The following is a 19,762-nucleotide window of genomic DNA, read 5'->3' on the forward strand; positions in this document are numbered from 1 at the left end:
ATTCAATACTTAAAAGTAAAAATATGTTTAAAAGATTTATAAGCAGGCCCGTTCTGGCAACAGTAATATCCATTTTACTGGTGATCGTGGGGGTTCTGGGACTTTATAGTTTGCCGCTCCAACAATTTCCTGACATTGCACCACTAAGCAGTCCAGGTACTTGCTCTGTATCCCGGAGCCAATGCAGAAACCTTAATTCGTTCGGTAGCACCTTCAATAGAAGAATCTATTAATGGTGTAGAAAATATGAGCTATATGAGTTCTACTGCAAGCAACGATGGCACCCTCATAGTAACAGTTTACTTTAAACTGGGGACAGATCCCGATCAGGCTGCGGTAAATGTTCAAAACAGGGTGGCCCAGGCTACCAGCCAGTTACAGCAGAAGTAGTCCAGGCAGGAATAACAACCTCCAAACAACAAAACAGTTTGTTAATGGTGGTCGACTTATATTCCGAAGACCCTGATGTTTATGACCAAACTTTCCTGGCTAATTATGCCCAAATAAATATTATTCCTGAAATTAAAAGAATCCCTGGGGTAGGTCAATCCCTGATCTTTGGAGGAAGTAAAGACTACTCTATCAGGATTTGGATGAATCCTGGTCAAATGGCTTCGTATAATATTACCCCCAAAGAAATTGTAGCTGCTATCCAGGACAAAAGTTTAGAAGCAGCTCCCGGGAAATTTGGAGAAAGCAGTGAGGAATCGTTTGAATATATAATTAAATACCAGGGAAAACTAAATGAAGCGAAGCAGTATGAGGAAATTATTATAAGGTCAAACGACGACGGTTCTATGTTGCGGCTTAAAGACGTCGCCAAAGTAGAACTGGGTGCCTATAGCTACGGAAATTTTACCCGCGTCAATGGTAAGGCAGGAGTTAACATTGCCTCTTTCCAGCTGGCTAGTTCCAACGCCAGTGAAATACAGGTGGCAATAAGCGAACTTATGGAGAAAGCCTCAAAAGATTTTCCTAAAGGGGTGAAATACCTCACATTATATAACACCAAAGATTCCCTGGACCAATCAATAAGTCAGGTAAAAACTACTTTAATTGAAGCATTTATTTTAGTGTTTATTGTAGTATTTCTATTTCTCCAGGATTTCAGGTCTACTTTAATCCCGGCAATTGCCGTACCTGTAGCAATTTTGGGGACCTTCTTTTTTATGATGCTCTTTGGTTTCTCTATTAATCTACTAACCCTCTTTGCATTAATTCTGGCAATAGGCATTGTGGTAGATGATGCCATTGTTGTCGTAGAGGCAGTGCACGCAAAAATGGAGAATGAGCATCTACCTCCAAAGGAAGCTACCACTACTGCTATGAGCGAGATTACGGGAGCCATAATCTCTATTACCCTGGTGATGGCGGCAGTATTTCTTCCAGTAGGCTTTATAGAAGGTTCAACAGGAGTCTTTTATCAACAATTCGCGTTTACCCTTGCCATTGCAATTATTATTTCGGCAATAAATGCCCTTACGTTAAGTCCTGCTTTGGCTGCTTTGTTCTTAAAAGATAAACACAGCAACGGAGAAGAACCTAAAAAGAAACTAACCTATAAAGAAAAGTTCTTTATAGGTTTCAATACAGGTTTTGATAGACTCACGAATAATTATGTGAAAAGCCTGGGCTTTTTGGTACGAAAAAAATGGTTGAGCCTTGGAGCACTTGCACTGGTAATCGCTGCAACTATTTTTATGGTAAATAGAACCCCTACTGGATTTATACCTTCAGAAGATCAGGGATTTATGGCTATTTCCTTATCCATGCTTACTGGTGCTTCCCTGCAACGTACACAGGAGGTTATGGAGGAAGTAGAAATCCTGCTGGGAGATTTGGAATCCAAGAAAACGTTGATGGGATTATCAGGCTTTAATATCCTTACCCAGTCATCAAGTCCTTCATCGGGAGTGGCATTTGTATTGCTGAAACCAACCGAAGAAAGAGGCGAGATATCAGATATAATTATGAAATAATGGCCGTCGTAAATCAAAAACTTTCGAGCATAAATGGCGCCAGTTTCTTTGTTTTTACATTTCCAACTGTTCCCGGGTTTAGTAACATTGACGGTCTTGATATTGTCCTGCAGGACAAAACAGGAGGAGATTTACAAAAATTTAGTGCTATAGGAAATAATTTTATAGGAGAGCTTATGAAAAGGGAGGAGATAGCGGTAGCATTTACTTCCTTTAAATCAGATTATCCACAGTATGATCTTATCATTGATGAAGTAAAGGCCGCGCAATTGAAGGTAAACGTACAGGATATTCTGCAAACAATGCAGGCTTACTTCGGAAGTACCCAGGCATCAGATTTTAATCGTTTTGGAAAATATTACAGGGTTATAGTACAGGCAGATAAGGACGCACGTACAGATATAAGCTCTATGAATGGCATTTTCGTAAAAAACAGGAACGGTGAAAAAGTACCTATAACAACATTGGTAAGCCTGGAGCGGGTATACGGGGCAGAGAATATTTCAAGATACAATCTTTTTACATCAATAGGAGTGAATGCTATTGCAAGCCCCGGGTTTAGTTCGGGAGATGCAATACAAGCTGTAAGAGAAGTTGCGATGCAACAATTACCGGGTGGATATTCCTACGAATTTTCAGGAATGACCCGCGAGGAAATTGGTTCAGGGGGGCAATCTGTGTTGATTTTTATTTTATCCTTATTGTTTATCTATTTCCTTCTCGCAGCCCAGTATGAAAGTTACATACTTCCACTGGCAGTAATACTATCTATACCTACGGGTATCCTGGGAGTTTTTCTTGCAATTGGAATTACGGGAATCGAAAATAACATTTATGTACAGGTGGCTTTAGTAATGCTCATAGGGTTACTGGCTAAAAATGCAATTCTTATTGTAGAATTTGCTTCACAAAAAAGGCGCAGTGGAAAGTCCATAGTAGAAGCGTCCATAGAAGCAGCAAAACTCAGGCTGCGTCCAATCCTGATGACCTCATTTGCCTTTGTTGCAGGATTGACTCCAATGATGTTTGCTAAAGGACCTTCGGCAATGGGAAATCACTCTATAAGTATAGGTGCTGCTTACGGTATGCTTGCAGGTGTGATCCTGGGAATATTTATAATTCCGGTGCTTTTTGTAGTCTTCCAGTCCCTGCAGGAAAAATTCAGTAAATCAGAGGTTGTAAAGCCCGGAACCTCTTCTAAGCAAACTCCAATAATTATCAATCATTAATAAAATGAATAAAAAATCATATCTCATTATAGCAATCCTGCTTTTACAGTTAAGCATTTCCTGTAAGACATCTATAGTTGAAAAAACCGTCCCTGCGGATCTTCCCTCTAAATTTATGGGAGAAAAAAATCCTGATTCTTTGAGTATTGGAAATCTTCAATGGAGGCAATTTTATAAAGACCCTCAATTAAAGAATTTGATTGACAGTGCTGTTGTAAGAAATAATGATCTCCTGGAAGCGATGAAGAATGTAGAAGCTTCTCAACTCCTGCTAAAAAAATCGAAATGGGTGAATGTCCCTACTCTAAATGCTGAAGTTACAGGTACCTATACTTATTTTTCAGATAATAGTCTCAATGGATTAAGTACTGCCACTTTTTTAGAACAGAACCATTTGGAAGATTATACCGCTCAGGGAGTTTTATCCTGGGAGGCTGATATTTGGGGAAAACTGAAAAATCAAAAACGGAAAGCCCTGGCTGAATATATACAGACGGACGAAGTGAAAAAGGCAATTCAAACCTCTATAGTGGCACGAGTAGCCGAAAGCTACTTCAATTTACTTATGCTGGATGCACAGTTAGAAGTAGCCAAAAAAACCTGGAGCTTAGAGAGCGAACAAATGCAATTATTGCCTTACAATATGAATCGGGCGCGGTAACCTCCCTTGCCAAAAAACAAACAGAAGCCCTACGTCTACAGGCTGCTCAGCTCATTCCTCAACTTGAACAACAAATAATTATTCAGGAAAATGCATTAAGTATTTTAACTGGAAATTTTCCTTCAGAAATGAAAAGAGGAGAACTAAATAGCCTGCTTTCTCCAATGGAAGAAGTACAAACGGGAGTACTAAGCAGAACTCTTACAATTAAGGCCCGATATTCTGGCTGCTGAATTTAAGGTAAGAGCTGCACAGGCAAGTGTAGGAATTACCAAGGCTTCCCTCTATCCTTCTTTACGCATTACAGCAGCTGGAGGGGTTAATGCATTTATAAGAAGTAACTGGTGGAATGTTCCCGGCTCCCTATTTGGGATGGTAGCAGGTAGTGTTGGACAACCATTGCTTAATGGGAAACAACTTAAAACAGATTACAAAATTGCAATTATTGAGAAGGAAAAAACAGAACTCCAATTCCGGCAAAAAGTGTTGGAAGCGGTACAGGAGGTGTCAAATGCTTTGGTAAGTATAGAAAAGCTTCAAAACCAGCAACAGGTTATTATGGAACGTGAGCAGGTTCTGAATGAATCTGTTAGTGATGCAGATATGCTCTTTAAAAATGGAGTTGCGACCTACTTAGAAGTAATTACAGCCCAAACCAATTTGTTACAAAGTCAGCTGGAACTCGTGGCTATCGAAAAAAGTGAAATGGAAGCAAGAATTGAGTTATATCGTGCTTTAGGAGGAGGATGGAAATAGCTAAAACAAACAATAATAACTTTAGATATGATACTTGAAAAAATGAGAATCCATAACAGAAGATTATGGCTACCTGGAGTTCATAAAACCTCGGAGGAAAAGAAATCTATAGAAGGGAAACCGGAATTTACTCGCCGTTATCTTGAACTTCTTTCCCAATGGTTTGGAGATACTCTGGATCTTATAGATGACTTTGATACCGTATGCTTGTGTGAACTGGATTTTATTGAAATGATGCTCATAGGAGAATTGAAATTTTCTATAAACCTTTTGGAAAGTCCGGTGAACCGCACAGATTTTGTGAAGATAATCGATTTTATAAACTGGGCTGAAACCAGGATAAATGCAAAAATCCAGCAATAATGAAAGAATTAATTTTTATCCTTTTCTCTCTAATCTGGCTGCAAGACATCTCCTCCCCTGTGGGTATTTGGGAATTTAAGGAAGATAACACCCGGGTGGAGATTAAGACCTACCAGGGAAAATTGACTGGTGAATTAATATCCTCAGATAATCCTCATCGAAAAGGAGAAAAGGAGATTTTGAGAAATATGGAATTTCTGGAGGGGAAATGGGTGGGAGAGTTCTATAACCACAAGAGTAAAAGATGGGTACAGGCCGAATTTTTGGTAAAGGAAGATATCCTGTTTATTACCTGCAAATATGGGTTTGACACCAAAAATTTCCATTTTTATCGCGAAAAATAAAAAATGTACAGCCTTAAATATGAGGCACTAGGCCACTCCTGAATTTTACAAGTTTAATACAATCTTCAAACTGTATTTTTATTCAATTACCTGATGAATCCTTTTCAAGTTTTAAAATTTTTTCCGTTTTTCGTTTTCCTTTTTCTTACTTCCATCACAAGCTTTGCACAGGGTGAGACTAAAGATTCTGTCCCTAATACCTGGCAACTTCTAAAATATGATGGGATAAGTGCCTTTCAAGGTTTAACAACAACTTACGCGAAACCTCTGGAATGGGAAAAGGAAGATTATCTTACTGCAGGTGCAATAGTTTTAGGCACAGGAGCTATGTTTTTAATTGACGAAAATTCTACTGAATGGTTCATGGCTCAGGAAGAAGACATTCCAAATCTTATTAAAGAGGCAGGATGGTATTATGGTAGTCCACAAAACAATTATGCCTTAAATGGAGCTGTATATTTATACGGTTTATTCACGAAAAATCAGAAAATCAGGAAAACAGGTGTTCTGTTAATTTCCGCAGCCTCAACTGCAGGCCTCCTCCAAACTTTTTCTAAAACTGTTGCAGGAAGGGGACGTCCCACAACGGGGGAAGGATCTGCCAGTTTTAAACCTTTTAGTAATAAAGGGGAGTATCACAGTTTCCCATCAGGTCATACCATATTGTCGTTTACTACTGCCTACGCTATTGGAAAACAATTTAATAATCCTTTTATAAAAGCGGGAATATATGGATTTGGACTGGTAGCTCCAATATCAAGGCTTTGGGCAGGTGCACATTGGTTTTCTGACGTGGGAGTGAGTATTATAATTAGTGTAGTGGTTGTAGATGCTATTGATAATTACTTAAACAAGCAAAGAGATTATGGATCTCAAATCCATGATAAAAATAAAATTAGCTGGAGTTTCCAATTAGGAATGGGACAAATGAAGGTTACTGAGTACTTTCTAATGCAGGTTATAAAGTAATAACAGTCCAGGTAAGTTTCATATATACTCTCATTGTGCCTTTCTTAGATCCTTACTACTTCCTGTAATTTTCTACAGAATAGTAACTCGCCTTCTTTTTAAAATTTCTGAAATGGCACCAGAACTTTCGTTCACCCATCTCCCTATTTTTAAAATTTCCGATAAATTATTGTCAGATATTTAAAAAGATATATTTTATAAATTTACAAAAGGAAAGAAAATTAAATCCGGACCTTGATCATTTACAAGAATAAAATCGAGAGTGGTTGATGCAGAAATTAAGTTTTCGGTACTTATTCAATTTAATTCCAATTCAAATTGAGTGGCTGTAGACGTGATAAATAAAAGAAGCTCCCTACTGCCGTTCCTGCGGAAGAAATGGAGTGAAAAACATTGAAAACAATTATAAATACAAGAATATTATGAAACAGGTAGTGGTCTTGACTGGAGCAGGTATTAGTGCCGAAAGTGGAATAAATACTTTTCGTGATGCAAATGGGTTGTGGGAAGGCCACGATGTAATGGAAGTCGCATCCCCTCTCGGCTGGAATAAAAACCCTGAAACCGTTCTTGAATTCTACAATCAACGACGAAGGCAACTCCAGGAGGTAGAGCCAAATCCTGCTCATTTTGCTTTAGCTGACCTGGAAAAAAAGTTCAAAGTAAATATTATAACTCAAAATGTAGATGATCTTCACGAAAGAGCTGGCAGCTCCAGGATACTACATTTACATGGGGAACTCTTAAAAGTAAGAAGCACCTTTGATCCCGATTTAGTGCTTGACTGGAGAAAGGACCTCAATCCCGGTGACTTTTGTGAACACAATCATCAACTTCGCCCTCATATTGTTTGGTTTGGAGAAGAAGTTCCTATGTTTCCTGTAGCTTTCGAAATAACAGAGAAAGCTGATATTTTAATTATCGTAGGAACTTCTATGCAGGTTTATCCTGCAGCTGCCCTTCTGGATTATGCTAAAGCAGATGCTGAAATATATTTCATTGATCCTAATCCTTCCCTCAGGCACCGCCAGGATATTACTGTAATAGACAAAAAAGCATCTGTGGGAGTCCCTCAACTAGTAAAAGAATTGCTTCGTGAGTAAGCTTAACGGATCCACAAAATAAAAATGCCGTGTGATTAAATAAAAATTGTTAATGACTTATCTTAGCCTTTTTAATTTAAACACCCATAAATGACACCGCTTAAAGCAATTTCACCTATTGACGGAAGATATCATCAAAAAACCCGGGAACTTATAAAATATTTTAGCGAAGAAGCCCTTATCCAATATCGGGTACGGGTGGAAATCGAATATTTTATTGCCTTATGTAAATTGCCTTTACCCCAGCTTAAAAATGTGGCAGAAGAGAGATTTGATGATCTACGGAACATCTTTAAAAATTTCACCTCTATTGATGCAGCTGCTGTAAAAGAAATTGAAAAAACAACCAATCACGATGTAAAGGCGGTTGAATATTTTATAAAACAAAAATTTGACGACCTTGAGCTTGGGGAATACAAAGAATTTATTCATTTTGGCCTTACCTCCCAGGATATTAATAATACTGCAGTACCTTTAAGTTTAAAAGAGGCTGTTACAGATGTGTATCTTCCAGGCCTTGATCAAATAATTCAGAAGTTAACAGATTTGTCAAAGGAATGGGAAAAAATTCCATTACTGGCCCGTACTCATGGACAGCCCGCCTCTCCCACCCGCTTAGGCAAAGAAATGGAAGTTTTTATAACTCGTTTGCAAATTCAAAAAACGCAATTAGAGACTGTACCTCACTCCTCAAAGTTTGGAGGAGCAACAGGAAATTATAATGCTCATAAAGTTGCTTATCCAACTATAGATTGGAGAAAATTTGGAACCGACTTTGTGGAAAAGGATCTTGGGCTTAATCATTCTTTCCCTACCACTCAAATTGAACATTACGATAATATGGCAGCCTTATTTGATAATCTTAAAAGGCTGAATACTATCCTTATCGATCTTAATCGCGATTTCTGGACATATATCTCCATGGATTACTTTAAACAGAAGATAAAAGAAGGAGAAGTGGGATCTTCTGCCATGCCTCATAAAGTTAATCCTATAGATTTTGAGAACAGCGAAGGAAATTTGGGTCTCGCTAATGCAATATTTGAACATTTATCGGCAAAATTACCTGTGAGCCGACTTCAAAGGGATCTAACGGACAGCACTGTTTTAAGAAATATTGGTGTTCCTATTGGACATACTTTAATTGCGTTTCAGTCTACCCTTAAGGGATTGAATAAGCTACTACTAAACGAAAGTAAAATTCAACAAGACCTGGAAAACAATTGGGCAGTTGTGGCAGAAGCAATTCAAACTATTTTAAGAAGGGAAGGCTATCCAAACCCTTATGAAGCATTGAAAGGACTCACGAGAACAAACGAAGCAATTAACCAGGAAAGTATTGCAAACTTTATTGAGACTTTGAGAGTAACTGAGGAAATTAAAGTGGAATTAAAATCTATCACTCCTCAAAATTATACAGGTCTTTAAAATATATTCATTCTGAAATACAAAAAGCCCGATATTTTATTACCGGGCTTTTTAATGCATAAAGAATTTCTCCTAACGTTTATTCTTTTCCATCGGTTTCTTCAATTTCCTGTGTTTCTTCTTCTGCTCCACCAGTTGAAGCAAAGATCTCTTTTACCCCAGAGAATGCCTCCAGATTTAGATCCCCTTCCTGCAGAGAACGTACAAGTTGCATAATGTCCCCGGGATTCATATCCTTACCCAGTAAGCGGGCAATACCCATACCTTTTGAGTCATCAAATCCATAAATAATGACTTCATCTACTGCCTCTTCTTCGCTAGTAAAGTAAATTTCCATCCTGGAAGTTCCACCTCCATACCTCATTAGCAGCTGGTACTTTTCCTCCTTAAGTATATTGAAAAGATTATTTTTTTCTACTTCAATAGTCTCAGTATTGGCGTCTTTTTTTGGAATAGCAAGAATATTAATTTTCTTAACTGTTTCAAGAATTTCCCGCTGTTCAAGATCCAGGCTTTCTGCATTTGCAAACATACTTGCAGGAATGTCAAAAGCTACGAAATCTTTGCTTTCCTGGTTGTCTACATAATATTCCTGCAGCGTTTGCTGGTTGTCACAGGAGATCATCCACGTAACCAGGAAAGCGACACCTATTGATTTAAGCAGTCTCATAATATTTATTATTTAGACTTATTTGCTTTTACATTTTTCAATTCTTCAGACCCTGGTACTTTAAGATCAGAAGTTAGTTTAGAAATCTTTGTAAGATCCAAGTCTCCTGTAATACTCATTATTACAGAAACAGGTTTTCCATCTTTCTGCCCTTCCATAAACATAAACAGTTCACTTACAAAATTGTCATTACGGCCGGGTTTAGAATAGAACTTGATATTATTTCCACCTTCACTCACTCTCATTAATTCATCCAGCGTACCTTTTTTAAGATAAGAGGCAACATCTGTGGCCATTTGTGACCGCACCCCTTGCTGGTGGGAACTATACACTCTAATTTCCTTTAAATTATCGATTAAATTAAGGTATTGCTGGGCCTCGGGATCATCTGCACTTAAATCTACTTTTGACAATAGTTTAAACATTTTGCTTGTCATGACCACGGCATCTACTTCCTTCATTGAATCGTACTTCTCAAAACTTTGCGAGTATCCCGTTAAAGATATTAGGGCTACGGCGACTAAAATTGCTATCTTTTTCATTGTTTTTGGTTTTAATTATTCTTTTATGTACTTGTTTTTGGCTTTATCAAATTCTTCTATGTAAGCCAGGTCTTCCCTGCCGGAGTTTAATGCGGCAGAAATTAACTGCAGGCTTTCTTTTGCTTTTTCATATGCTTCCTGGGGGTCTTCTATAGTCCCTAAATCCTGCTGATTTAGATCTTCCTGCCCATTATTAAGTCCCACAAATAATCCTACTGCCAGGATAATACTTGCTGCAATCCCGGTGAAGGCATATTTCTTTCTATGCGATCTCACTTTAATCTCTCCCGGATAAGAAGCAGAATTTTCTCTTGCTACATAAGAAAATAGCAATATATATTCTTCTAAATGTGCTTAAGCACTTTTCCAGAGGTAAAATATTCCCGCAAAAGCTTTTCTTCAGCAAGGCTGGTGTTCCCATCCTCATATTTTTGCAGAAGAGCTTCTATTTTAGTTAATTCCATAGTTGTGTTTTTTTATTAATTCTTCTCTTATTTTTTTTCTCGCCCTTGAAAGTGCCACACGAATTGCGGTTTCATTCATTTGGGTTATTTCTGATATTTCTTCATAATCATATTGCTCTACATCCCTTAGTTGAAAAATTAGTTTTTGCTGTTCCGGCAAGGCATTCAGAATCTTATTTACCTGGTCCAGTTCATCACTTATCTCCAGCTGTTGATGTTGGTTATTTTCTTTACTATCGTAATTGCTGTGAACTATTTTTAAATTATTGTTCTGCTTCAATTTCAACTGATCAAGGCAGTGGTTTTTCGTTACTGTCATCGCAAAGGCCTCAAGATTGGCATAGTGATTGAGTTTATCATTCCGGCTCCACAATTTTAATATTACATCTTGGGTCGCATCCTCGGCTGCTTCCCTTGACGTTAGCAATCGCAGTGCCAAACGATAAATTTTATCCTTAACGGGATCAATTAGTTTAACAAAGGTGTTTTGGTTCATTGGTTGGTTGTTAGTACCTCTACATCTTTACGACGAACCACTTGTGAATTTGTTACAAGGGGAATTGAAATGTCAAAAAATTGTAACTATTTTTAAAGGTTACTTAAATCAAAATTACATATATGAAATTATTAAAGCTTTTTTTACTGGCCCTACTTGTAAGTAGCTCTACTATTTCTTGTTCTAAAGATGAAGATGACATAGGTCCTCAGGCAGTAAAACCGGGTGATAAGAGAGATTTTACAGTTGAGAACTTTATTTATAAAGGAATGAATTTATATTATCTCTATAAGGCTGATATTCCGCAATTAGCAAATGATTATTTTGACACGCAGTCCCAACTGAATGATTTTATTGATAACTACCCTACTCCCGAAGATTTTTTCTACGATGGAGTTGTAGCATCACAAGATAGGTTTAGCTGGATTGTAGATGATTATATAGAGCTTGAAAATTCTTTCGCGGGAATAACTAAAACTTCGGGAATGTCTTATGTCCTTAGTTATTACTCTGAAGATTCAAATAATATTTTTGGAGTGGTGCGATTTGTTGAACCCGGAACTTCTGCTCAGGTTGCAGGTGTTAAGAGAGGAGATATCTTCACAAAGGTAAATGGGGAACAATTAACTGATACTAATTACGGGGCGTTGTTAGGCGGTGATAGCTATACCCTTAATATCGCCAGTATTGAGGAAAACACTATTATAGATTCAGGAGAAACAGTAAATCTTACAACTGCAGTTTATCAATCAAATCCCGTTTACATAGCTAAAACTTTAACCATTGACGGTAAAAAGATTGGGTACCTAATGTATAATAGTTTTACAAATGAGTTTGATGAACAATTAAATACTGCCTTTGGACAATTTAAAGCAGATAATGTTGAAGAATTAATTCTTGATCTTCGTTACAACAGCGGTGGAGACGTTAGAACTGCCACAGATCTTGCAGCCATGATTACTTACCAGTTTCCGGGACAGGTATTTATGAAAGAAGAATGGAATGCTGAACTTCAGGAATATTGGGAAGAAAATGATCCTAATGGATTGGTCAATAAATTTAATACCACTTTAAGAAGTGGAACACAAATAAATAGTTTGATGCTGGAGAGAGTTTATGTATTAACTTCCTCTCGATCTGCTTCTGCAAGTGAGTTAATAATTAATGGTTTGGATCCTTATATTGATGTAGTTCAGGTTGGAGATAAAACAACTAAGCAAATTTACGGCATCCACTACCTTATACGATTCACCCAATTTTAGGAGACAAAATGCAAATACGAAACATACTTATGCTATTCAGCCGTTAATATTAAAATCTGTAAACAAGAATGGAGTTTCAGATTATATTAATGGTTTAAGTCCTGATCTTGAACTTAAAGAAAATATTAGAAACTATGGAATACTGGGTGATCTTGACGAACCTTTATTAAGAGCTGCTCTAAATCTTATTCAGGAAAATAGAGTTTCTGTTCCTCAATTTCAAACCTACAAGTTTGCTGGTGAAGATGGAATGTTTCAACCAACTTACCAGAGAATGTATATACACGATATTCCACAAATTCCTGTTGACTAGATCGTTATACTTTTAGTAAAAAGGCCGATTTTTAATTATGTCAGCTTTTTAGCTTTAAACCTTATCATATGTTGTACTTCCATTGTAAGCTTGGGGTAGCCTAAGCGACTTAATGTGTAGAAAATAATCTGTAAATTTACTTCCCCCTCCTCTTATTGACTATTCATATATTTAAATAAACAATATGAAATTGACAAAAAATAATAACTTTTTATTGATCTTCCTGCTAGGTTTGCTGTTCAGTTGTTCAGCCGATAATGAGGAATTTATTGAGGAGGAAACTGAAAATAATATTGATAATCCTGCCAGTACAATAATTAAGAAGGATCTTGAGGTACAAAAATTTATATATCGTGGGATGAGTGATATTTATTTATACAACAGTGACGTGGATTTACTTGCCTCTGATTATTTTGCGACCCAGGAGGATAAAGAAGATTTTTTGGACAACTACACCAAACCCGAAGACTTATTCGAAAGACTTATGGCATCCCATGATCGCTTTAGTTATATTATGGATGATTATAATGATTATAATAAAACTTCAGGAGGCTTAGATGCCATTACAGGAATGAGCTATGGATTGGTAAGCTACTGTACTAATTGTTCTGAAGTATTTGGTTATGTGAAATTAGTACTGCCGGGATCTAATGCAGACGATAAAGGAGTAAAAAGAGGAATGATCTTTAACAGGATCGACGGGCAACAAATAACTACTTCCAATTACAATGAACTGTTGGATTCTAACAGCTTTAGCATTGGTCTTGCTAAAATCGAAGATAATACAATAAGTGAGTTAGATCAAACTATCACCATTTCTGAACGTGAGCAAAAAGAAAATCCAATTGCCTACAATAAAGTTATGGATATCGATGGTGAAAAAGTTGGTTATTTATACTATAATAGTTTTGATGAAGATTACGATGAAGATCTAAACAATGCTTTTAAGGAATTAAAAGGAGCCGGAGTTACTGAGCTGGTCTTAGATCTAAGGTACAACGGTGGAGGTTCTGTAAGAACTGCGACTGATCTTGCTGCAATGATTACTAAGCCAATTCCTGGCCAGCTCTTTATGAAAGAGAAATGGAATCAAAAATATCAGAAATATTACGAGCAAAATAAACCGGAGTATTTGTTGAATAATTTTAATAAGACCTTGAGAACAGGAACTCCCATTAATAGTCTTAATCTTTCCCGTGTGTTTGTTTTAACAACTGCATCTTCTGCTTCAGCAAGTGAATTAATTATTAATGGACTAGATCCTTATATTGATGTCGTACAAATTGGAGATGTAACTACAGGAAAATTTCAGGCTTCGGTCACTCTATATGATTCTGAAGATTTTTCCAAAGATCACGCATCTTTAAAAACCACGCATAAGTATGCCATGCAACCCCTCGTTTTAAAATCTCATAATGCCCATGATGTATCAGATTACGTAAATGGACTTACTCCTGATATTACTTTAAAAGAGAATGTTAGGAATCTGGGAATACTGGGAGACCCTTCAGAACCTTTACTAAAGGTGGCGCTGGATGTAATTAAAGGCAACAGAGTTTCCATTCCTGAAGTTAAAGAATATAAAAATATAGGAGAAAGCGGAATGTTTGAGCCGGAATATCAAAGAATGTATATAGACAAATTGCCTGAAGTAATAGAGTAAAATGAAACAGAAATCAATTAAAACGGCCACCGGAAATCTTTATTTTCGGTGGCCGTTTTTATATGAACAACAATAACTTAGTTATTAAAGTAAAATCCGTTTGGTGCTACTCCAACTTCGATTTTTTGAAGAAGTTCTCCTGCTGTAGAATACACTTCTACAAAACTATTTGAAGCAAAATCACTTAAGCATCTGCAACATAGACTCTCCCATCTTCTACCTCAAAACCATACATTATGCCCCATTCTGAATTGCTTTCATATTGAAAAAGAGGCTCTGCTGCTAAGTTCTGTGGCATCTGTGGAAATAGAATATACTCCTTTTCCAATTGTGTAATATATAGATTGTCCTTCAACATCAATTTTACTAGCGCCTGCCAATCCTTCCGCAGAAATAATTTGGGATTCTACCTCTCCACTGTTAAGATTGATCACCTGTAGGGTTCCACTGCTTAAAGTGTATAAACGATCTCCCACAACTTTTATAGAGTTAAGGCCAGCCGCAACCTCTATAGTATTTACCACCGTGTTTGTAGCAGGATTAAGGACGCTTATCGAATTACCTGAACCAAAGGAAGAATTTTGCACATAAAGCAGCTCCTTAGCTTGAGTTATATAGGATGCTGTATTGTTGATTTCAATTGTTTCTTCAACTTCCAGGGTTTCCAAATTAATGACGGCCACAAAATCATCTGTATTAGAATCAAAACTTGCAAGGTTGGTTACATAAGCTTTTCCGTTAATTATAGTACCATAATAAGGTACCTGCAAATCACTTTCTACTCTTCCAACCAGTTCAAAGGTGTGCCTGTCTACAACTGTAATCATATTTGATCCGTTAGAAATTATATATGCGTTGTTCTCATCAAAGAACATAGATTGAAGGTACTTCCCAAGATCATCACCTTCGCTCACTGCCGCAAAAATTTCCTGTTCTACAGTTTGTAAATCATCACTTACAAATGTAACTGTACTTAAGCAGCCTGTGAACCCTCATTTAGCACAAAAAATCCATTGGAATATTCGCTGCCTTCTTCAGGTAATTCTACAATATCATCGTCACTGCTACAGGAGTTTAATAAAAACGCTCCAAGCATTCCGAATAAAAATGATCTGGTAATCTTCATAGTTTAAAAATTAAGGTTTAGGTATATATTAAAGTTTATGCCGGGCATCCAGCGATTTTCCATACTTTGATAGGCTTCATCAAAAAGATTATTTACACGCGCACCCAGTCTGTAATTTGCCATATTTCCAAAACCATAGGAAGAGGCTATATTTGAAACTGAGTAAGAAGACAGATTATAGCGAGTATCATTGTTTGACCGGGTAAAAACTTCACCGTTGAACATAAGTTGGTAATTCACCTCCCATCGCTTGTTTTTATATTCCAGGGAAGCAGTAGTTTTATGAAAAGGCACATAAATTAACTGTTGGTAAGTGTCTCGGTTTTCTGAAACTGTATAAGCATAGGTAGCATTAAGGTTTACATACTGTTGATCTCCAATTTTCCTGTTCCACCTCATTAGTCCTTCAAGCCCATAGGTTCTAACTTCTGCCACATTTCTGGGTCTCCACTCACCGTTACTTCCGGGAATCCACTGGATCATATTTTTAATATCTATATAGTAAGCAGTAAGATCTAAACCTATTCCTTTCCAGGTAAAGCTGTTTCCAATTTCCCCTTGCAGAGAAACTTCCGGATTTAAAACTGTATTTCCAGATGTTGTCCAGTAGAGATCATTATAGGTTGGGATTCGAAAATTTCGGGAGACGTTCAGCTTAAGAATATAAAATTCTGAAAATTTATAGCGCCCTCCTGCTGAAAAAAGGAAGGGACTTTTATAATTATTGGTGCTTTCCTTCCGCAAACCTGCCTCATAAGTTAAGTGGTCATTAGGCTAGGTGTTTCATTAAAAGCGCAGCGGAAAATATATTCCTGTTGTTCTCTCCAATGCTACTTCCCTCACCCATGGTGTAGGTGTTCGTTAAGATTGCATTGAACTGGAACTTTTCCAAACCTGAATATTCGAGGTCATATTTGCCAATAATAGTTTTTGCCTCTCCAAAAGAATAACGGTTTGAATCTATGTTCTCGTAGTAACGGTAATTTTCATCCAAAAAAGCAATCCTGGTAATAGATTTAAATTTCTGTAACCTGCTCTCCCACTCCAGCAAATTACGATTATTGAAGTTTTGATACTTTGTCCTCGTTTCTGAAGGCCTTATTAAGGAAAAATGTCTTTCACTGTCGAAAAGTTCCCCGTAATATTTAAAAATATTGCGATTGTTAAACCTAGTATGCAATCCCAAAGTTTATGGAATTACTGTAGAACTGTCCGTTAAGATTTTTCCTGGCGTTTGGCCATTCATAATCGTTATCTGAACTATTATGCGCTCCTGCCACAGATATACTCCATTTTTCCCAACCTGCCTTTAGCCTGTAACGAGCATCAAGAGTATTAAAGCTTCCGTATTCAAGAAAAAGATCATTTTCCAGTCTATCCCGAAAGGACAAATTTGTATTTAAATGTACGGTTCCTCCAATTGCCCCAGTGCCATAGGCAACACTTCCTCCGCCGCCCCTAACTGCTATCTCATCAAAGCCTGCAGCATTAATAGTATTAAAATCTATTTGCCCGTTAAATTGTGAATTAATATTGATCCCATTCCACAAAACAGCCGTTTGTGATGCAGTAGTACCCCTAAAAGCTTAGTGAAGAAACCATCCCGTTACCGTTTTCCTTGAAGAAAATAGGAGTATTAAAATTTAACAAAGAAGTTAGTAAAGGACGGGTATGTTTGGTAGCCGAATCAGAAATTTTAATTACTGTTTGGCCCGTAGAAAAGTCTTTAAGACGGGTGTCTACAAGAAAGACTTCCTCAAGTACTGTAATAGAATCCGGTTGTGCAATTGCAGGGAATGCAAATACAAGTGCCGTTAAGGTAAAAAAGTAGTATACGTTTTTCATCTGCCTCAGACTTTTATCCCGAAAGTCGCGAATCTTTTAAGTTTGATTTGGCAGGTCTCCTGGCTCGCGTCTTTTTGTTCACCTTCCCATTCCATTTTAAGGAACAGTGGTAAAGAAGTAATAACAAAAAGCATCCCTGTTTAAGGGACAAAGCTTACAGTTGCGGGAACAGCTCAGGATTAATTGAAGTATTAAATACGAATTAAAAATATTCTATCTTCAATTCACCTGATTCCCTTTTAATCGAAATGGCGCTATAAATATAGCACCCGTATCGAACCAAAATTCTGGTGCAAATTTAAACATTTAAGTTTCTTTACGCTGAAAAAAATTAAATAATATTACTTTTGAGCTGTAAATCCCATGCCTTGAAAAATAATCTCTTACTCATTTTCGCTGTTCTATTCTTATCCTGTAAAGGAGAAAGCGAAAAAGGCTCTTCTCCCAAACCAACTGAAGCTGAGCTGGTTGAAATTAAATATGCTGAAGGATTTTCTATTGAATCTTATGAGGGTTATAAAGTCCTTATCGTTAAAGATCCCTGGCCAGATGCCAATCAAATTTACCGCTATTTACTTGTAGAGGATGAAGCAAAAGTACCTGCTGATTTAAAGTTTGAGCACAAAATTAAAATTCCTGTAGAAAATATTGTCGTTACATCCACCACCCATATCCCCTCACTTGAAGTTTTAGAAAGTGAAGAAAAATTAATAGGATTCCCGGGACTTGATTATGTTTCTTCTCAAAAAACAAGAAATAGGATTGAAAGTGGAGAAATAACCGAATTAGGAAAAAATGAAGCGATCAATACTGAAATCCTAATTGCTTCAAATCCTGACCTGGTGATTGGTTTCGCGGTAAACGGTAACAATAAAACTTACAACACATTAAAAAGAGCTGGAATACTAGTCATTTTCAATGGAGACTGGACAGAAAATTCACCTTTAGGAAAAGCCGAATGGATAAAATTTTTTGGCGCACTCTTTAATAAATCTAAAGAAGCTGAAGAATATTTCATCCGGGTGGAGATAAATTATCAGGCAGCAAAAACACTTGCAAAGGCAGCTGAAGAAAAACCTGTTGTCTTAAGTGGCTCAATGTACAAGGAGCAGTGGTACGTTCCCTATGGTAATTCCTGGCTTGCGCAATTCATTGAAGATTCTAATGCTTCATATATTTACAAGGATACTGAAGGAAGTGGTAGTATTGCCCTGGCCTTTGAAACCGTCTTAAGTGATGCTCAAAATGCTGATTATTGGGTTGCTCCCGGTCAATTTATATCTTTTGAACAATTACAGGAAGCTTCTCATCATTACGAGCAATTTAAAGCAGTAACATCAAAAAATGTATTCACTTATGCTAACACTAAAGGTGAAACAGGCGGAGTTATTTTTTATGAGCAGGCACCCAATAGACCAGATCTGGTTTTGAAGGACCTTATCTCGATATTCCACCCCTCTTTACTTCCGGATTATGAGAGGACATTCTTTAAACCCTTAGATTAATGCAAGGAAGTACCCATTATAAGATACTTTTACTCATTCTGTTTTTAGCGGTCATTGCCTTTTCAATTTTAAATTTAAGCCTGGGATCGGTTAATATCCCGGTGAGGGAAGTTTTTAACACATTTCTTGGGGAGGAAGTTAGCAGGGAAAGCTGGAAATATATTCTTATTGAATTTCGTCTTCCAAAGGTAATGACGGCCATTCTCACGGGATCTGGTCTTGCGGTTAGCGGGCTTTTAATGCAGACCTTATTTCGCAACCCTCTGGCAGGTCCCTACGTCCTGGGACTTAGCAGTGGAGCCAGCCTGGGAGTTGCTCTTATAATTATGGGTTCGTACGTTTTTGGAGGAGTAGCCACTAGCTTTTTACTTTCCAAATGGAGCCTGGTAATAGCCGCAAGTTTGGGGAGTTTACTTGTTTTACTAGCGGTACTTCTCGCTTCAGCCAAACTGCGGGATACTATGGCTATTTTAATTATAGGTCTTATGTTCGCCAGTCTCACTGCTGCAGTGGTAAGCGTTTTATCTTATTTTAGTCCTGCAGCACAATTGCAACAATATGTCTTTTGGTCTTTTGGCAGCCTGGGAAATCTTTCCTGGGAAGAAGTAGGAATTTTATTTATTTTCTGGATCCTGGGAATAATTATCTCTGTCTTCTGCATTAAAAATTTAAATTCGCTTCTGCTGGGGGAGCAATATGCCAGGAGCCTGGGAGTAAGCATTGGCAGAAACAGACTCTTGATAATACTGGCCACAAGTTTGTTGGCAGGAAGTATCACCGCCTTTGCAGGTCCCATTGCATTTGTAGGATTAGCGGTCCCTCATTTGATAAGAAATGTGATCTCTTTAAATGATCACAGGATATTGCTTCCCGCTGTGATTTTAGGTGGAGCCATTTTAATGCTTGTGTGTGATATAGTTGCACAATTACCCGGCAGTCAATATACTTTACCTATTAATGCCATCACCTCTCTCGTTGGAGCTCCTGTAGTCATATGGCTATTGGTGAGGAAGCGAAAATTTATATTTTAATTTATAAAAAAGA

Annotated in this window: 21 protein-coding genes, 2 pseudogenes and 1 riboswitch; of the genes and pseudogenes, 13 read left to right on the forward strand and 10 right to left on the reverse strand. The window is 37.3% G+C overall.

The features are described 5' to 3' along the window. Window positions 1–23 precede the first annotated feature (23 nt). The 8 genes and pseudogenes from LZ575_RS04770 (at window position 24) to purB (ending at window position 8,832) form a co-directional block, all read left to right on the forward strand. Window positions 24–3,208, forward strand: a pseudogene (locus tag LZ575_RS04770) (efflux RND transporter permease subunit). Between the two features lie 4 nt (window positions 3,209–3,212). Continuing rightward, complete coding sequence (locus tag LZ575_RS04775; protein ID WP_235329401.1) at window positions 3,213–3,869, forward strand: TolC family protein; 657 nt, start codon at window positions 3,213–3,215, stop codon at window positions 3,867–3,869. A gap of 222 nt (window positions 3,870–4,091) precedes the next feature. Beyond that, window positions 4,092–4,625, forward strand: coding sequence for a TolC family protein (locus LZ575_RS04780; RefSeq protein WP_235330673.1), 534 nt, complete (start codon window positions 4,092–4,094; stop codon window positions 4,623–4,625). Window positions 4,626–4,667: 42 nt separating this feature from the next. Then, window positions 4,668–4,988 carry a hypothetical protein gene (locus tag LZ575_RS04785; RefSeq protein ID WP_235329409.1) on the forward strand — a complete coding sequence of 107 codons (321 nt, stop codon included), beginning with the start codon at window positions 4,668–4,670 and terminating at the stop codon, window positions 4,986–4,988. Continuing rightward, the gene (locus LZ575_RS04790) at window positions 4,988–5,332 is read left to right on the forward strand and encodes a hypothetical protein (RefSeq protein WP_235329411.1); all 345 of its coding nucleotides are present in this window, start codon (window positions 4,988–4,990) and stop codon (window positions 5,330–5,332) included. The genes LZ575_RS04785 and LZ575_RS04790 overlap by 1 nt, the downstream gene beginning before the upstream one ends. A gap of 93 nt (window positions 5,333–5,425) precedes the next feature. Beyond that, window positions 5,426–6,301, forward strand: coding sequence for a phosphatase PAP2 family protein (locus LZ575_RS04795; protein WP_235329413.1), 876 nt, complete (start codon window positions 5,426–5,428; stop codon window positions 6,299–6,301). Between the two features lie 422 nt (window positions 6,302–6,723). Beyond that, window positions 6,724–7,404 (forward strand): NAD-dependent deacylase, encoded by a 681-nt coding sequence (locus LZ575_RS04800; RefSeq protein ID WP_235330674.1) that lies wholly within the window; start codon window positions 6,724–6,726, stop codon window positions 7,402–7,404. 90 nt (window positions 7,405–7,494) lie between these two features. Continuing rightward, on the forward strand, window positions 7,495–8,832 hold the full coding sequence (purB, locus tag LZ575_RS04805; protein WP_235329422.1) for an adenylosuccinate lyase: 1,338 nt from the start codon (window positions 7,495–7,497) through the stop codon (window positions 8,830–8,832). Window positions 8,833–8,911: 79 nt separating this feature from the next. On the opposite strand, the gene LZ575_RS04810 is transcribed toward purB, so the two are convergent. From LZ575_RS04810 to LZ575_RS04825, 4 genes are all read right to left on the reverse strand, one after another. After that, window positions 8,912–9,502: a DUF4252 domain-containing protein gene (locus LZ575_RS04810; protein WP_235329424.1), complete on the reverse strand. Its 591-nt coding sequence runs from the start codon at window positions 9,500–9,502 to the stop codon at window positions 8,912–8,914. 8 nt (window positions 9,503–9,510) lie between these two features. Further along, window positions 9,511–10,044 carry a DUF4252 domain-containing protein gene (locus LZ575_RS04815; RefSeq protein ID WP_235329426.1) on the reverse strand — a complete coding sequence of 178 codons (534 nt, stop codon included), beginning with the start codon at window positions 10,042–10,044 and terminating at the stop codon, window positions 9,511–9,513. A gap of 15 nt (window positions 10,045–10,059) precedes the next feature. Then, entirely contained in the window at window positions 10,060–10,377 is a 318-nt protein-coding gene (locus LZ575_RS04820) for a hypothetical protein (protein ID WP_235329428.1), read from the reverse strand. Window positions 10,378–10,494: 117 nt separating this feature from the next. Continuing rightward, the gene (locus tag LZ575_RS04825; RefSeq protein WP_235329430.1) at window positions 10,495–11,004 is read right to left on the reverse strand and encodes an RNA polymerase sigma factor; all 510 of its coding nucleotides are present in this window, start codon (window positions 11,002–11,004) and stop codon (window positions 10,495–10,497) included. Between the two features lie 122 nt (window positions 11,005–11,126). Between LZ575_RS04825 and LZ575_RS04830 the strand changes: the two genes are divergently transcribed. From LZ575_RS04830 to LZ575_RS04840, 3 genes are all read left to right on the forward strand, one after another. Beyond that, window positions 11,127–12,266: a S41 family peptidase gene (locus LZ575_RS04830; RefSeq protein ID WP_235329432.1), complete on the forward strand. Its 1,140-nt coding sequence runs from the start codon at window positions 11,127–11,129 to the stop codon at window positions 12,264–12,266. Then, window positions 12,202–12,579, forward strand: coding sequence for a hypothetical protein (locus LZ575_RS04835; protein ID WP_235329434.1), 378 nt, complete (start codon window positions 12,202–12,204; stop codon window positions 12,577–12,579). The genes LZ575_RS04830 and LZ575_RS04835 overlap by 65 nt, the downstream gene beginning before the upstream one ends. 184 nt (window positions 12,580–12,763) lie before the next feature. Next, on the forward strand, window positions 12,764–14,242 hold the full coding sequence (locus tag LZ575_RS04840; RefSeq protein ID WP_235329436.1) for a S41 family peptidase: 1,479 nt from the start codon (window positions 12,764–12,766) through the stop codon (window positions 14,240–14,242). 257 nt (window positions 14,243–14,499) lie between these two features. Here LZ575_RS04840 and LZ575_RS04845 read toward each other — a convergent pair. From LZ575_RS04845 to LZ575_RS04870, 6 genes and pseudogenes are all read right to left on the reverse strand, one after another. Continuing rightward, window positions 14,500–15,171, reverse strand: a pseudogene (locus tag LZ575_RS04845) (YncE family protein); the annotation flags it as partial. Window positions 15,172–15,215: 44 nt separating this feature from the next. After that, window positions 15,216–15,368: a hypothetical protein gene (locus tag LZ575_RS04850; RefSeq protein WP_235329440.1), complete on the reverse strand. Its 153-nt coding sequence runs from the start codon at window positions 15,366–15,368 to the stop codon at window positions 15,216–15,218. 3 nt (window positions 15,369–15,371) lie between these two features. Next, window positions 15,372–16,112 (reverse strand): TonB-dependent receptor domain-containing protein, encoded by a 741-nt coding sequence (locus LZ575_RS04855; protein WP_235329442.1) that lies wholly within the window; start codon window positions 16,110–16,112, stop codon window positions 15,372–15,374. Window positions 16,113–16,137: 25 nt separating this feature from the next. Further along, entirely contained in the window at window positions 16,138–16,548 is a 411-nt protein-coding gene (locus LZ575_RS04860) for a hypothetical protein (RefSeq protein WP_235329450.1), read from the reverse strand. Then, on the reverse strand, window positions 16,538–16,918 hold the full coding sequence (locus tag LZ575_RS04865; RefSeq protein ID WP_235329452.1) for a TonB-dependent receptor: 381 nt from the start codon (window positions 16,916–16,918) through the stop codon (window positions 16,538–16,540). Before LZ575_RS04865 ends, LZ575_RS04860 begins: the two co-directional genes overlap by 11 nt. Window positions 16,919–16,946: 28 nt before the next feature. Then, complete coding sequence (locus LZ575_RS04870; RefSeq protein WP_235329454.1) at window positions 16,947–17,213, reverse strand: hypothetical protein; 267 nt, start codon at window positions 17,211–17,213, stop codon at window positions 16,947–16,949. 31 nt (window positions 17,214–17,244) lie between these two features. Then, a riboswitch (cobalamin riboswitch) is annotated at window positions 17,245–17,512 on the reverse strand. A 69-nt stretch (window positions 17,513–17,581) separates the two neighbouring features. Here LZ575_RS04870 and LZ575_RS04875 point away from each other — a divergent pair. Together LZ575_RS04875 and LZ575_RS04880 are read left to right on the forward strand one after the other, a co-directional pair. Continuing rightward, window positions 17,582–18,718, forward strand: a complete 1,137-nt coding sequence (locus LZ575_RS04875; RefSeq protein ID WP_235329456.1) for an ABC transporter substrate-binding protein — start codon at window positions 17,582–17,584, stop codon at window positions 18,716–18,718. After that, window positions 18,718–19,749 (forward strand): iron ABC transporter permease, encoded by a 1,032-nt coding sequence (locus LZ575_RS04880; RefSeq protein WP_235329458.1) that lies wholly within the window; start codon window positions 18,718–18,720, stop codon window positions 19,747–19,749. Before LZ575_RS04875 ends, LZ575_RS04880 begins: the two co-directional genes overlap by 1 nt. Window positions 19,750–19,762: the final 13 nt, after the last annotated feature.

It is taken from the genome of Antarcticibacterium sp. 1MA-6-2, from assembly GCF_021535135.1.
Classification (GTDB): domain Bacteria; phylum Bacteroidota; class Bacteroidia; order Flavobacteriales; family Flavobacteriaceae; genus Gillisia.

Bases quoted from the DNA above. Each gene is read 5' to 3' on its own strand.
- LZ575_RS04850 (WP_235329440.1), bottom strand. From the start codon at position 15,368: ATGAAGATTACCAGATCATTTTTATTCGGAATGCTTGGAGCGTTTTTA.
- purB (WP_235329422.1), top strand. From the start codon at position 7,495: ATGACACCGCTTAAAGCAATTTCACCTATTGACGGAAGATATCATCAA.
- LZ575_RS04880 (WP_235329458.1), top strand. From the start codon at position 18,718: ATGCAAGGAAGTACCCATTATAAGATACTTTTACTCATTCTGTTTTTA.
- LZ575_RS04785 (WP_235329409.1), top strand. From the start codon at position 4,668: ATGAGAATCCATAACAGAAGATTATGGCTACCTGGAGTTCATAAAACC.
- LZ575_RS04815 (WP_235329426.1), bottom strand. From the start codon at position 10,044: ATGAAAAAGATAGCAATTTTAGTCGCCGTAGCCCTAATATCTTTAACG.
- LZ575_RS04795 (WP_235329413.1), top strand. From the start codon at position 5,426: ATGAATCCTTTTCAAGTTTTAAAATTTTTTCCGTTTTTCGTTTTCCTT.
- LZ575_RS04790 (WP_235329411.1), top strand. From the start codon at position 4,988: ATGAAAGAATTAATTTTTATCCTTTTCTCTCTAATCTGGCTGCAAGAC.
- LZ575_RS04870 (WP_235329454.1), bottom strand. From the start codon at position 17,213: ATGAAAAACGTATACTACTTTTTTACCTTAACGGCACTTGTATTTGCA.
- LZ575_RS04825 (WP_235329430.1), bottom strand. From the start codon at position 11,004: ATGAACCAAAACACCTTTGTTAAACTAATTGATCCCGTTAAGGATAAA.
- LZ575_RS04800 (WP_235330674.1), top strand. From the start codon at position 6,724: ATGAAACAGGTAGTGGTCTTGACTGGAGCAGGTATTAGTGCCGAAAGT.
- LZ575_RS04810 (WP_235329424.1), bottom strand. From the start codon at position 9,502: ATGAGACTGCTTAAATCAATAGGTGTCGCTTTCCTGGTTACGTGGATG.
- LZ575_RS04775 (WP_235329401.1), top strand. From the start codon at position 3,213: ATGAATAAAAAATCATATCTCATTATAGCAATCCTGCTTTTACAGTTA.
- LZ575_RS04830 (WP_235329432.1), top strand. From the start codon at position 11,127: ATGAAATTATTAAAGCTTTTTTTACTGGCCCTACTTGTAAGTAGCTCT.
- LZ575_RS04840 (WP_235329436.1), top strand. From the start codon at position 12,764: ATGAAATTGACAAAAAATAATAACTTTTTATTGATCTTCCTGCTAGGT.